This window comes from Saccharomonospora iraqiensis subsp. iraqiensis, assembly GCF_000430445.1.
GTDB classification, from domain to species: Bacteria; Actinomycetota; Actinomycetes; order Mycobacteriales; family Pseudonocardiaceae; genus Saccharomonospora; species Saccharomonospora iraqiensis.
The window spans coordinates 8,941-21,441 of the sequence record NZ_KE387122.1; the positions used below are offsets into that span (position 1 = coordinate 8,941).

A 12,501-nucleotide genomic window follows, 5' to 3' on the forward strand; every position below is an offset into this window, starting at 1 on the left:
GTCCGGTGCCGCCGCCACCCGGTTGACCCCGACCACCCACGCGAAGTCACCGGCCCTGCCCGCCTGTACCCCGGATCGGGCGTCCTCGAACACCGCGGCCCGGTCGGGCCCGACCCCGAGTTCGCGGGCGCAGCGCAGGAACGAGTCCGGTGCGGGCTTGCCGCGCAGGCCCTCGGCGCGGATCGTGCGGCCGTCCACCCGCGCCCGGACGTAGGGCGTCAGCCCGGCCGCGTCGAGCACCAGCTCCCCGTTGGCGGAGGAGGTCACCACGCCGATGGCCAGGCCGTGTTCCCGTGCGGCGTCGAGGTAGCGGACCGAACCGGGGAAGGGGTGCACCCCTTCGGAGGACAGCAGCGCCAGCAGCCGGTCGTTCTTGCGGTTGCCGACACCGTGCACGGTCGCCGCGTCGCCCGGGTCGTCGGGCGCGCCCTCCGGCAGGTGGAGACCGCGGGAGGCGAGGAACTCCCGCACCCCGTCGAGGCGGGACCGCCCGTCCACGTGGGCGGTGTAGTCCCGGTCGGTGAACCCGTGCTGGTCGGGGGCGTGCTCGTGGAGCACCTCGTCGAAGGTCCGTCGCCAGGCGCGCAGATGCAACGAGGCGGTGCTCGTCAGCACGCCGTCGAGGTCGAACAGGCACGCGGTGACCGCGGGGGGTAACCCGATCATGCCGTTCACGCTAGTAGCGCGGCCCCCGCCTCGCCACGCTGAAACCTGTACACTTGAAAAGGTGAACAGATGATCAGTCGGCTTCGGCGGTGCCGATGACCCGTCTTCCTCCCGGGAGCGCTATGGAAACCCTCGCCCTGCACGTCAGCGACGGACTGCTGGACGTGCCCACCTCGCTGCTGTTCGGCGTGGTGGCCGTGGCCGGCCTCGCCGTCGCCCTCGCGATGTCCCGGCGTGATCTCGACGAGCGGCTGGTGCCCCTGGCCGGGCTGGTCGCCGCCTTCGTGTTCGCGCTGCAAATGATCAATTTCCCGGTGCTGCCGGGTGTCAGTGGCCACGTGCTCGGCGGGGCACTGGCCGCCGTCCTGGTCGGTCCCTGGGTCGGCGCGGTCGGTCTCGGCGTGGTGCTGCTCGTGCAGGCCCTGCTGTTCGCCGACGGCGGGCTGAGCGCGCTCGGCATCAACATCACCAACATCGCCCTGCTGGGTACGGCCGCGGCCTACCTCGTCGCCCTCGGGCTGCGGCGGTACGCCCGGGCGTCCCGGACGGGCCTGCTCGTCGTCACGTTCGTGGCGGCGTGGGTGGGCACCGTCGCCGCCGCGGGGGGATTCGTCGTCCAGTACGCGCTCGGCGGTCAGGGCGACGTTCCGATCGGCGGGCTGGCGGCGGCGATGTTCGGGGTCCACGCGCTCATCGGGATCGGCGAGGGGGTGATCACGGCGGTGACCGTGGCCGCCGTCGCCGCGGCCCGCCCGGAACTGGTGCATCTGCTCGGCCGTCGGCCGGTGACCACGGCGGGCGACCCGCCGACCAGGACAGGCGACACGCTGACCACGGAGGCGGAACGGTGAGTACGGAGCGGGAAACGGACCTCCGCCCGGACGGGGCGGGCCGGAGGCGGCGCGGCGTGCGGTTCTCCGTCGTGCTCGGCCTGGCGGCGTTACTGCTCGCCGGGGTGGTGTCCTACCTGGCCGACGGGTCCCCGGACGGGTTGGAGTCGGTGACCCGGCAGGGCTGTACCGAGGTCGACGGCGAACTCCGGGGGGACTGCGTCGCGCAGGCCGAGCGTGGGCACGATCTCGCCGGGAGCGTGTTCGCCGACTACACCCTCGGCGGCGACGAGACGTTCACCGGGTTCGCGGGGGTCCTCGGCGTCCTGGTGACCCTCGCCGTGACCGTCGTCCTGGTGTGGCTGCCCCTCCGGCGGCGCCGGTCCCGGCAGGGTGGTTCCGGACGGTGAGTGCACCCGTCCTGCACCGGCCGGCCGACACCCCGGTGCACCGGCTCGCGCCCGAGGTGAAGGTCGTCGGTGCGTTCTCGGCCGTGCTGGGCGTGGTGGCCACCCCACGGGAGGCCTTCTGGGCCTTCGGGCTCCACCTGCTCGTCCTGGTGGGCGTGTGGGCGGCCGCGCGGATCCCACCCGGCTGGCTCGCCCGACGGGCCGTCATCGAGGTGCCGTTCGTCGTCTTCGCCCTCGTCCTCCCGTTCGTCTCGGGCGGGCCCCGCACCGACGTGCTCGGGGTCGCGGTGTCCACGGAAGGTCTGCTGGCCGGGTGGAACATCGCCGTGAAGGGCACCCTGGGCCTGCTGGTCTCGCTCACCCTGGCGGCGACCACGCATCCCGGTGAGCTCGTCACCGGACTGCGCCGCCTGCGGGTACCCGCGACGGTGACCATGATGGCCGGACTGCTGGTGCGCTACGTCGAGGTGATCGTGTCCGAGGCACGGCGGATGTCGCGGGCCCGCCTGGCCCGCGGGGACGACCCGCGGTTCCTCTGGCAGGCGGGCGGGATCGCCCGCGGTGTCGGGACGCTGTTCCTGCGCAGCTTCGAGCGTGGCGAACGGGTGCACCTGGCGATGCTCTCCCGCGGGTTCGACGCCGGGGCCCCGGCCACGTACCTCGCCGACGGTCGCCGTGCCGCACCCGGCCAGTGGGCGGCGGCGCTGGTTCCCGGCACGGTGATCGCGGGGGTCTGCGGGGTGGCACTGTGGCTGGGGTGAACGCCGACCGCCGCGCGGACCGGGAGGAGCCGGCGTCCTCCGGCGCGGCCCCGGAACCGCCCGCGCTGGAGATCACCGGTCTCCGGCACCGCTACCCCGACGGACACCGGGCGCTGTCCGGGATCGACCTGCGGGTGGAGCCGGGGGAGCGGGTGGCGGTGCTCGGACCGAACGGGGCGGGGAAGACGACCCTGGCCCTGCACCTCAACGGTCTGCTCCTCCCGGACGAGGGAACGGTGCGCGTCGCCGGGGTCCCAATCGGCACCAGGACCCGGACCGACGTCCGCAGGCGGGTCGGCGTGGTCTTCCAGGACCCGGACGACCAGCTGTTCATGCCGACCGTCGGGCAGGACGTGGCCTTCGGCCCGCGCAACTTCGGCGTGCCGGAGCCGGAGCGGTCCCGGCGGGTGCGTGCCGCGCTCGACGCCGTCGGGATGGCCGGGCACGCCGACCGGCCGCCGACCCACCTGTCCGTCGGCCAGCGACGCCGGGTCGCCCTGGCCACCGTGCTCGCGAGCGATCCGGACGTGCTGGTGCTGGACGAACCGTCGGTGAACCTCGAACCGGTCGCGCGCCGGGAACTCGCCGAGACGCTGCTCGCGCTCGGGACCACGACGGTGCTGGTGACCCACGACCTGCCGTTCGCGCTCCAGGTGTGCCCGCGCAGCGTGCTGATCGACGACGGGAGGGTCGTCGCCGACGGGCCCACCCGGGAGCTCCTCGCCGACGAGCGGCTGCTGGCCGCGCACCGCCTGGAACTGCCGTGGGGCTTCCGGGTGGACCCGGAGTGAAACCCCGTGCCGGCCGGCGGGGACGACCCGCCGGCGGTCGCGAAGGATCCGTCAGCTCCCGGGGTGGTGCGGTCGCACCTGGTGGATGAGTTCGTGCATCGTCTCGTCGGCGAGCCGGTAGTACACCACCCGGCCCCGGCGGTCGGCGGTGACCAGCCCGTGCGCGCGGAGGATGCGCAGCGCCTGGGACACCGCGGTGTCGGTCATCCCCACCGCGACCGCGAGGTCGGACACACAGATCTCGCGGGCGCAGTGGATGCACACCAGCAGGGCCAGTCGGGAGGGGTCGGCGATCACCGAGAACCGGTCCGCCCATTGCTGGACGTTCTCCCGGTCCCCGAGACATTCCTCAGCGGCTCGCACCCGCTGCGGGTCGATCAGGCGGCGTCGTGAATCCGTGGGCACCCCTGAATGATCCCACCGACTCAGAGTCCGGCGAGCAGGTCGGTCCCCGTGCCGTCGGAACCGGCCGACCGGCCGTCGCCGAGGAACCACTCGGTGCCGAAGGCGTGGGCGAACGCCTCGTCGGGCATCGCCAGGAAGAACGACTGTTCACTGATCTGGCTGGCGTGCGCGCGCATCGCGGCGCGCTTGTGCCCGAGATAGCCGGTCACGTCCACCGCGGTGTCGATCACCGACTCGGGCTTGCCGAAGTTCTCGTCGAGATCGGGGAGCTCGAACAGGGCACCCTCGGGCGAGTCGGCGAAGACACGCCTCCCCCGGGCCAGGTGGTCCCGGTTCATGGTGTTCTGGAACACCCGCGGGGTCCCGGCCAGCCCGGCGGCCCGCATCCCCACGCGGTGTACCTGGATGTGATCCGGGTGTCCGTACCCGCCGTTGTCGTCGTAGCAGGTCAGCACGTCGGCGTGCTCGTCGGTGAGGATCGCCGCCAGACGTTGGGCGGCCTCGTCGACCGGGGTGGTCCAGAACGACCCCGGTGCGTCGTTGGTGTCGGCGCCCATCATGCCGGAGTCGGTGTAGCCGAGGAACTCGACGCGGTCCACGCCGAGTATCTCCGCCGCGGCGTGCGTCTCGGCCACCCTGCGCCGCCACAGCGGTTCGCCCTCGTCGAGGAACCCGTCCGGCACCTCGCCGTGCTCGCCGCGGGTGGCCACCACGAGCACGACGCGGTGGCCCTCCTCGTGCGCCTTGCGCAGCACCCCGCCGCAGCCGATGCACTCGTCGTCGGGGTGGGCGTGGAAGGACACCAGCGTCGCCATGCGTTCACCCTATCCACCCGCACGACCCACCGCGCGGGGATCCGGAGGCGGTCCGCACGGCGCGGGTCGACTCAGGTCGAGGGCGGCTTGAGCGGATCGTGTCCCAGGGACATGAGCCGGTGCCGCCAGTGCGTCTCCCCGGCGGTCGGTTCCAGGTCCTCCCGCCGCTGTCCGTGGATCTTGTCGACCACCCGGCGCATGACGTCGAAGTCGTCCGGGATCAGGTCGGTCTTGCGTTTGCCGAGGATCTCCAGCACCCGCTGGCCCAGGTGCGGGCCCGCCCGGTCCGGGTACTCCTCGTCGTCCGGGGTGGACGAGCGCGTGCGCAACCACTCGCTCAACTCCCGCGAACTCATGTTCACCACGCGGTGGAACTCGTCCCACAGCCGTTCGTCCCCGCTGTCCACCGGCGACCTCCTTGTCGTTCTCCCACGGAACCCGTGCTCAGCCCGGTGTCGTCTCGCCGCCCAGCGCCGCCATGACCTCCCCGGTGTAGTAGGAGGACAGCCGGTCGGCCGCGAGGAAGACGTACGACGGCGCCAGTTCGTCGGGTTCGGCGGCCCGGCCCATCGGGGTCTGCGCACCGAACGACCCGACGTGCCCGGACTCCATCGTCGCGGGGATCAACGGTGTCCACACCGGCCCCGGCGCGACACAGTTCACCCGGATGCCCCGGCCGATCAGCGACTGCGCCAGCGCGAACGTCCACGAGTGCACCGCACCCTTGGTGGCCGAGTAGTCGATCAGCTTCTTGTTCCCGCGCAGCCCGTTCACCGAGCCGGTGTTCACGATCGCCCCGCCCTCGGGCAGGTGGCGCAGCGCCGCCGCCGTCACCCGGAAATAGGAATGGATGTTCACGTCGAAGGTGTGGGTCCACTGCTCGTCGGTGATCTCGTCGAACGACTCGTGCTGGGACTGGGTGGCGATGTTGTTCACCAGGATCTCCAGCCCGCCGAGTTCGCGGACGGTGTCGGTGACGACCGACTCGCACCGGTCCCGCTCGGCGAGGTCACCCGGCAACAACAGGCAGCGCCGGCCCTCCTGCCGTACCAGCGCCGCCGTGTGCTCGGCGTCGGAGTGCTCCTCGAGGTAGGACACGGCGACGTCGGCACCCTCCTTGGCGAAGGCGACGGCGACGGCCCGGCCGATCCCGGAGTCCGCCCCGGTGATCAGGGCCCTGCGGCCCGCCAGGAGGTCGCGACCGACGTAGCCGCGCATCTCGTCGACGGGCTCCGGGGCCATCTCCCCGGTGTCGCCGGGCGGCCGCTGCGTCTGCTCGGGTTGGTTCACCGGATCCTCCTCCTCACGTCGGGCGGGTGGTCGTCGGCGGCGTGGCCGGGTCAGAAGTCGGTGAGCAGCATGTCCGCCGTGACCGGGAGCTCGCGCACCCGGACGCCGGTGGCGTGGTAGGCCGCGTTCGCGATCGCCGCCGCGGTGCCCACGATGCCGATCTCGCCGATCCCCTTCGTGCCCATCGGGTTCACCGCCGGGTCGCGCTCGTCGATCCAGGTGGCCTCCACCGACTCGACGTCCGCGCAGGCGCTGATGTGGTACTCGGCGAGGTCGTGGTTGACGACGAAACCGAACCGCTCGTCGAGCACGCTCCGTTCGTGCAGGGCCATCGACAGGCCCATGGTCATGCCCCCGACGAGCTGCGAGCGCGCCGTGCGCGGGTTGACCACGCGGCCCACGGCGAACACGCCGAACAGCCGGGGCACCCGCACCTCGCCGGTGTCGACATCGACCCGGACCTCGGCGAACTGTGCGCCGAACGCGTGCATCGAGAGTCGCCCGGCGTCCGGGTTCGGCCGCATCGTGGCGGTGGACCCGTCGCCGGGTTCCGGGTCGGGGCCGTAGGTCTCCCGGAACCGGCGCGCGGCCGCCACGATCGCCGACCCCCAGTTCGTCGTGCCGGACGAGCCGCCCGCGACGGTCGCGGTGGGCAGGTCGCTGTCGCCGATCCGCAGCGCGACGTCGTCCACGTCGACGTCCAGGGCGTCGGCGGCGATCTGGGTGAGCGCCGTCCACGCCCCGGTACCGAGGTCGACCGCCCCGATCGCGACCTCGTACCGCCGGTCCGGGCGCAGGAGCACCCGTGCCGACGACTTCGGCCGCTGCAGGACCGGGTACAGCGACCCGGCCACGCCGGTGCCGATCCACCAGCCGTCGCGCACCGTGGACCGGGGCAGCGGGGGACGCCGGTCCCAGCCGAACCGGCGGGCACCCTCGGTGAGGCAGGGCACGAAGTTCCGCGTCGAGTACGGCAGACCGCTGTCCGGGTCGATGTCCGGTTCGTTGCGCAGGCGCAGTTCCACGGGGTCGAGTCCGCACGCCTCGGCCAGCTCGTCCATCGCGATCTCGGGCGCGACCATGCCGGGACACTCGCCCGGGGCCCGCATCCAGGACGGCACCGGGACGTCCAGCGCCGCCAGCCGGTGGGTGGTGCGCCGGTTCGGCGCGGCGTACATGGTGCGCGCCGGGACGGCGGTCTGTTCGGCGAACTCCTTGAGCCGGGACGTGGTCTCCACGACGTCGTTGCTCAGCGACACGAGGTGGCCGTCCGCGTCCGCGCCGAGGCGCACCCGTTGGATCGTCGGGGTGCGGTAGCCGACGAACGAGAACATCTGTTGCCGGGTGACGGCGAACTTCACCGGGCGTCCCCCCGTGCGCAGGGCCGCCAGCGCCGTGAGCACGAAGTGGGCGTGCGGGGTGCCCTTCGACCCGAACCCGCCGCCCACGTACGGGGCGAGCACGCGCACCCGTTCGCGGTCCAGGCCGAACATCCGGGCCACGGTGTCGCGGGTGGTGTGCACACCCTGCGTCGAGTCGTGCAGCGTGAGGCTCCCGTCGTCGTGCCACATCGCCACCGTGGTGTGCGGTTCCAACGGATTGTTGTGGTTGCGCGCGGTGGTGTAGGTGGCCTCCACCGCCCGCTCCGCCGCGGCGAACGCGGCGTCCGGGTCGCCCTGCCGGGTGTCGGTGGGATGGCCCCCGTTGACCACCCCGGGTGCGTAGAGGTCGTCCCGGTCGGCCGCGAACGCCACGTCGTGCGGCCTGCGTTCGTAGCTCACCCGCACGAGGTCGGCGGCCTGCCGGGCCGTCTCCGGGGTCTCGGCCACCACCGCCCCGATGAGCTGTCCGCGGAAGGCGACCTCGTCCGACTGCAGCACCTCCAGCTCGGCGTCGTACCCCCGCTCCAGTGCCGGGGCGTCGAACGGGGTCAGGACCGTGACCACACCGGCGAGCGCGGTCGCCGCGCGGGCGTCGACGTCGAGCACCCGGCCCCGCGCGACCGTGGCCTGCACGGGGTGCAGGTACGTCGGTGCGGGCACCGGGTGTTCCCAGGCGTACGGCGCCGTCCCGGTGACCTTGGCGTGCCCGTCGATCCGTTCGAGGTCGGCCCCGAGCGCGCTCGTCCGCGGCGTCGTGGTCACGACGGGTCCTCCGCACGGTCGTCCACCAACCCGCGGAGCACGGCGACCAGCAGGTTCCGCGCCATCGGCACCTTGAAGGCGTTGCCCGCGAGCGGCCGCGCGTCGGCCAGTTCGGCCTCCGCGGCCGCGCGGAACTCCCCGGCCGTCGCGGGCCTGTCCCGCAGGGCGTGCTCGGTGAGCGTGGCCCGCCACGGTTTGTGGGCGAGCCCGCCGAAGGCGATCCGGGCGTCGGTGACGTGCCCGTCGTCGAGGTCCAGTGCGGCGGCCACGGACACCAGCGCGAACGCGAACGCGGCGCGGTCGGCGGCCTTGCGGTACCACGACCGCGCCGAGAACGGGGTGGGCGGCAGGTCGACGGCGGTGATCAGCTCGCCGTGGCCGAGGACGGTGTCGCGTTCCGGGTGCGCCCCGGGCAGCCGGTGGAGGTCGGCGACGGCCACGGCGCGGTCGCCGTCGGCGCCGCGGATTTGGACGACGGCGTCCAGCGCGGTCAGGGCCACCGCCATGTCCGAGGGGTGCACCGCCACACAGTGTTCGGATGCCCCCAGCACCGCGTGGTACCGGGTGTATCCCTCCAGCGCGGAGCACCCCTGCCCCGGCTCCCGCTTGTTGCACGGTGTGGTGACGTCCTGGAAGTAGACGCACCGGGTCCGCTGCAGGAGGTTGCCCCCGACGGTGGCGAGTGTGCGCAACTGTCCGGAGGCCCCGCGCAGCAGTGCCTGCGCCAGTGCGGGGTACCGCCGCCGGATCACCGGGTGCGCGGCCACGTCGCTGTTCCGGGTGCCCGCGCCGATCCGCACCGTGCCGTCCGGGAGCTCCTCCACACCGTCCAGCGGCAGCCCGGTGAGGTCGACCAGCAGTTCCGGCCGCGCGATGCCCAGCTTCATGTGGTCGACGAGGTTGGTGCCGCCGCCCAGGAAAGCGGCCCGGTCGTTGCCGGTGACCGTGGCGACCGCGGAATCCACGTCCTCGGCGCGGCGGTACTCGAACGGGATCACGACCCGGCTCCCGGTGCGTCGGTGTCCCCGTCCGCCGCGACCCGCTCCCGGGCGAGGCGGGCCACCGCCGCCACGATGTTGCCGTAGGCACCGCAGCGGCACAGGTTGCCGCTCATCCGCTCGCGGATCTCGGCGCTGTCGTCCACGGGGGCGGACCGGGCGGCGGAGGTGACGGCGCTCGGTTCGCCCGCCTCGAGCTCCGCCAGGACACCGGCGGCCGAGCAGATCTGCCCGGGGGTGCAGTACCCGCACTGGAAGGCGTCGTGGTCCAGGAACGCGCGATGCAGCGCGTGCAGGACCGGGTCCGCCTCGTCGGCGGCGGTGATGATCTCCGCGCCGTCCCGGGCGACGGCGAACGTCAGACAGGTGGTGGCGCGCCTGCCGTCGAGCAGCACGGTGCACGAGCCGCACTGGCCGTGGTCGCACCCCTTCTTCACCGAGGGCACGTCGAGCCGGTCCCGGAGCGCGTCCAGCAGGGTCACCCGGGTGTCGACCGACAGCGTGTGACGTCGACCGTCCACGGTGAGTGTGATCGGCGATTCCATGACACCCCATGCGACTCGTCGGGACCCGTTGGCGGCGGCGCATTCGACGTACCCCGCACCCCTGCGCACCAAACGGCGCGGTCGGGCGGTGGCGGGGTGGTCGGGACCGCCTCACTCGGTGAGCCGACCGCGGAGGAACTCCAGGGTCCGGGCCAGCAGTCGGGAGACGTGCATCTGGGAGATCCCGACCCGCTCGGCGATCTGGGTCTGGGTCATGTTGCCGAAGAACCGCAGGATCAACACCCGCCGTTCGCGTTCCGGGAGCCCGGCCAGCAGCGGTTGCAACGACTCGTGGTACTCGACGTTCTCCAGCTCCGCGTCGTCCGAGCCCACCGTCTCGGCCAGGGGGAGAGTGCCTTCGTCGTCGTAGGCGGCGTCCATCGAGACCGACTGGTAGGCGTTGCCCGCGAGCAACCCGTCCCAGACGTCCTCCGCCGCGAGTCCGAGTTCGGTGGCGAGCTCGCTGGGCGTGGGTGCCCGCCCGAGCCGCTGCGCCAGCTTGCCGCTGGCCTGACTGATCGACAGGTGCAGTTCCTTGAGCCTGCGGGGGACCCGGACCGCCCAGCTCGAGTCCCGGAAGTGCCTGCGGACCTCACCCATGATCGTGGGCACCGCGAAGGCGACGAACTCCGTGCCCCGCGAGGCGTCGAACCGGTCGATCGCGTTGAGCAGTCCCAGCCGCGCCACCTGGACGAGATCGTCCCGGGGTTCGCCGCGGCCGACGAAACGCCGGGCGATGTGCTCGGCCAACGGCAGGCACCGTGTGATGATCTCCTCGCGTACGACTGCCCGCTTCGGGTCGTCCGGCGCGAGCTCGGCCAGCGTGTTGAACAGTGGAGCGAGATCCTCGTAGCCGCCTGAATGCTCGCGCCCCTCCGCGTGGGATTGCTCGTCAGGGGTCACGAAACCGTGACTACCCCGGGCCCCGGTCGGCCACACCCGGCCGCCGGGCGGTGCCCGCCCCCGGGATTGACACCGCCGACGGCAGCGTGACGGCTTCCCCGATCTTCGTCCGCGCACGGTCGAGTTCACCCCGAAGTGCCGATTTTCCCGTGCTGCCGGGCGGTTCCGGCACCGTGGACGGCTCGGGACACCGCCGACCGTGCCGCCGTCCACACAGTCCACAATGGAGGAATCAACCGCGGGGGCGTGGGCCGTCCCGGGTGCCCGCCCCCGCGCCGTCGCGCCGCCGGGCCGTCACCGTAACGGAGTGGTTGCGGTCCGTACCCGGCTGTGCGTACCGTCCCGGGCGGTGGCCGTTGCCCGCCACGCCGGACCGGAGACGACAGGGGAGGCGGCGACCATGGACCGCGAGGTGCGCACGGGGGCCGACATCCGGATCGAGGCTCCCGTCGCGGGTACGGCGGTCGTGCGGGTGTCCGGGGAGGTGGACCTCGCGGGCGCGCTGCTGCTCCGGCGTTGCCTGGACGACCTGCCGGGCGACGTCCGCGGCGTCGTTCTGGACCTGTCCGGGGTCGTGTTCTTCGGGGCCGCGGGCCTGTCCGCCCTCGGACACGTGGCCGCGACCGCCGCCCGCCGCGGTCTGCGCCGGGCACTGGTCTGCCCGTCCGTGGTACTGCGCCCGATGCGGATGACCGACCTCGATGTCGGTATGCCGGTGTGCGCGGACCGCGCCGAGGCGCTCGCCGTGATCACCGGGGTGGGCGGGCGGCTCGCGCCGTCGTCGTGACCGGGCGGCCCGGTCGGTTCCGGTGCCGGCCCCACGGACCCCGGTGGCTCACCCTCCGACGTGCCGCGAACGGTGTCGGCGGGGCGTGCGACGCGCCGCACAGTCCTCCTGCGCGCACCACTCGCTGTTCCGCGCCGGTGACCGGTCGTAGAACACCCAGCGGCAGTCCGGGTTGCGGCAGGTCTTGAGCCGGTCGCGCTCGCCGGTCAGCCCCGCCGTGAAGGCGGTGCCGAGAATCTCGGCCAGATACCCGGTCAGTGGACCGGTCCGCCGCGGTGGCAGCACCGGCTCGCCCTCGGTCGACCACCGTGGCGCGCCCAGCAGCTGCCTGGCCAGCTTGTTCAGTTCCCGGGTGGCGTCCCGGCCCTCGACGTGGTCCCGGAGGCACTCCCGCACCCGCAGCAACAGCTCGTGGTCCCTGCGGCTCAGCTCCCCGATCACCACGTCCTGGGACCTCAGCCAGGCGGCGGCGCTCGTCGGCGTGATGAGGGCGTCCTCGGTGGCCAGCAGCCGTGCCGAGTTGCACAGCTCCACCATCCGGGAGAGCTCCTCGGGGGCCTCGGTCCGCGCGAACGACATCCCGTCAAGGCTACTCGGCGGTGGTGGCCCGCCGTGGTCAGCCGGTACGCACGGGTGACGGCCTTCACGGGTCGGTCGTGCGGCCCCCCGGCGCCACGAACGTCCCCTTGGAGCGCAAGGTCTGCACCAGCCCGCGTTCCCGCAGGATCTGCGTCGCCTTCCGGATGGTGTCCAGGGCGACCCCGTACTCCGCGGACAGTGCGCGCTCACCGGGCAACCGGCTCCCCGGCGGCCACTCGCCCCGCTCGATGAACTCCGCCAGATGGTCGGCGAGCAGCACGTACTCGTACCCGGTCTTGCTCTCCGGGTTGTACTTCTTCCGTTCGGGACCGTTCATGGTCAGCAAGATAGAACGGTCGACCGCTGTGTCGGAGTGCGGACCGCGCCCCACCGCGGTGTGGCGCGGTTTCCGGACGGGTGGGGACGGTGGTCGATCCGGGGGGCCGGGGCGGACCGGGCGGACGGTCAGCCGTCGGCGGCCGGTGCGCGTTGCTCGGGGATCGGCTGGGCGGCGATCTCCCGCGTGACCTCGATCAGTCTGCGGGCCGCCTGCTGCGCGTCCGCGGGGGCGAAGCGT

General features: G+C 73.0%; 16 protein-coding genes. 5 read left to right on the forward strand and 11 right to left on the reverse strand.

What is annotated here, in order from left to right:
• A partial coding sequence (locus tag ACTIR_RS26875; protein ID WP_026455346.1) for a beta-phosphoglucomutase family hydrolase occupies positions 1-666 on the reverse strand: 666 nt, incomplete at its 3' end.
• A 122-nt stretch (positions 667-788) separates the two neighbouring features.
• Between ACTIR_RS26875 and ACTIR_RS24180 the strand changes: the two genes are divergently transcribed.
• Genes ACTIR_RS24180 through ACTIR_RS0118185 form a run of 4 tightly spaced genes read left to right on the forward strand, consistent with a single transcriptional unit; the run spans position 789 to position 3,458 of the window.
• Positions 789-1,517 (forward strand): energy-coupling factor ABC transporter permease, encoded by a 729-nt coding sequence (locus ACTIR_RS24180; protein ID WP_034240877.1) that lies wholly within the window; start codon positions 789-791, stop codon positions 1,515-1,517.
• Positions 1,514-1,906, forward strand: coding sequence for a PDGLE domain-containing protein (locus ACTIR_RS0118175; protein ID WP_026455347.1), 393 nt, complete (start codon positions 1,514-1,516; stop codon positions 1,904-1,906). Before ACTIR_RS24180 ends, ACTIR_RS0118175 begins: the two co-directional genes overlap by 4 nt.
• Positions 1,903-2,667: a cobalt ECF transporter T component CbiQ gene (gene cbiQ, locus ACTIR_RS0118180; protein ID WP_026455348.1), complete on the forward strand. Its 765-nt coding sequence runs from the start codon at positions 1,903-1,905 to the stop codon at positions 2,665-2,667. The genes ACTIR_RS0118175 and cbiQ overlap by 4 nt, the downstream gene beginning before the upstream one ends.
• Positions 2,655-3,458, forward strand: a complete 804-nt coding sequence (locus ACTIR_RS0118185) for an energy-coupling factor ABC transporter ATP-binding protein (RefSeq protein WP_084789602.1) — start codon at positions 2,655-2,657, stop codon at positions 3,456-3,458. The genes cbiQ and ACTIR_RS0118185 overlap by 13 nt, the downstream gene beginning before the upstream one ends.
• A gap of 51 nt (positions 3,459-3,509) precedes the next feature.
• On the opposite strand, the gene ACTIR_RS0118190 is transcribed toward ACTIR_RS0118185, so the two are convergent.
• The 8 genes from ACTIR_RS0118190 to ACTIR_RS0118225 all read right to left on the reverse strand — a co-directional run bounded on the left by ACTIR_RS0118190 (position 3,510) and on the right by ACTIR_RS0118225 (position 10,558).
• Positions 3,510-3,863: an ArsR/SmtB family transcription factor gene (locus tag ACTIR_RS0118190; RefSeq protein WP_026455350.1), complete on the reverse strand. Its 354-nt coding sequence runs from the start codon at positions 3,861-3,863 to the stop codon at positions 3,510-3,512.
• Between the two features lie 20 nt (positions 3,864-3,883).
• Positions 3,884-4,678 (reverse strand): PIG-L family deacetylase, encoded by a 795-nt coding sequence (locus ACTIR_RS0118195; RefSeq protein ID WP_026455351.1) that lies wholly within the window; start codon positions 4,676-4,678, stop codon positions 3,884-3,886.
• A gap of 71 nt (positions 4,679-4,749) precedes the next feature.
• Positions 4,750-5,085: a DUF3140 domain-containing protein gene (locus ACTIR_RS0118200; RefSeq protein WP_007025495.1), complete on the reverse strand. Its 336-nt coding sequence runs from the start codon at positions 5,083-5,085 to the stop codon at positions 4,750-4,752.
• 37 nt (positions 5,086-5,122) lie between these two features.
• Positions 5,123-5,968, reverse strand: a complete 846-nt coding sequence (locus tag ACTIR_RS0118205) for an SDR family oxidoreductase (protein ID WP_026455352.1) — start codon at positions 5,966-5,968, stop codon at positions 5,123-5,125.
• A 50-nt stretch (positions 5,969-6,018) separates the two neighbouring features.
• Positions 6,019-8,112, reverse strand: coding sequence for a xanthine dehydrogenase family protein molybdopterin-binding subunit (locus ACTIR_RS0118210; protein WP_026455353.1), 2,094 nt, complete (start codon positions 8,110-8,112; stop codon positions 6,019-6,021).
• Entirely contained in the window at positions 8,109-9,110 is a 1,002-nt protein-coding gene (locus ACTIR_RS0118215) for an FAD binding domain-containing protein (RefSeq protein WP_026455354.1), read from the reverse strand. The genes ACTIR_RS0118210 and ACTIR_RS0118215 overlap by 4 nt, the downstream gene beginning before the upstream one ends.
• Entirely contained in the window at positions 9,107-9,655 is a 549-nt protein-coding gene (locus ACTIR_RS0118220; protein ID WP_026455355.1) for a (2Fe-2S)-binding protein, read from the reverse strand. The genes ACTIR_RS0118215 and ACTIR_RS0118220 overlap by 4 nt, the downstream gene beginning before the upstream one ends.
• A 111-nt stretch (positions 9,656-9,766) precedes the next feature.
• On the reverse strand, positions 9,767-10,558 hold the full coding sequence (locus ACTIR_RS0118225) for a SigB/SigF/SigG family RNA polymerase sigma factor (protein ID WP_026455356.1): 792 nt from the start codon (positions 10,556-10,558) through the stop codon (positions 9,767-9,769).
• Positions 10,559-10,958: 400 nt separating this feature from the next.
• On the opposite strand from ACTIR_RS0118225, the gene ACTIR_RS0118230 reads away from it, so the two are divergent.
• Positions 10,959-11,345 (forward strand): STAS domain-containing protein, encoded by a 387-nt coding sequence (locus tag ACTIR_RS0118230; RefSeq protein WP_026455357.1) that lies wholly within the window; start codon positions 10,959-10,961, stop codon positions 11,343-11,345.
• Between the two features lie 48 nt (positions 11,346-11,393).
• On the opposite strand, the gene ACTIR_RS0118235 is transcribed toward ACTIR_RS0118230, so the two are convergent.
• Positions 11,394-11,924 (reverse strand): CGNR zinc finger domain-containing protein, encoded by a 531-nt coding sequence (locus ACTIR_RS0118235; RefSeq protein WP_026455358.1) that lies wholly within the window; start codon positions 11,922-11,924, stop codon positions 11,394-11,396.
• 64 nt (positions 11,925-11,988) lie between these two features.
• The gene (locus tag ACTIR_RS0118240) at positions 11,989-12,261 is read right to left on the reverse strand and encodes a GntR family transcriptional regulator (RefSeq protein ID WP_026455359.1); all 273 of its coding nucleotides are present in this window, start codon (positions 12,259-12,261) and stop codon (positions 11,989-11,991) included.
• Positions 12,262-12,501 lie beyond the last annotated feature (240 nt).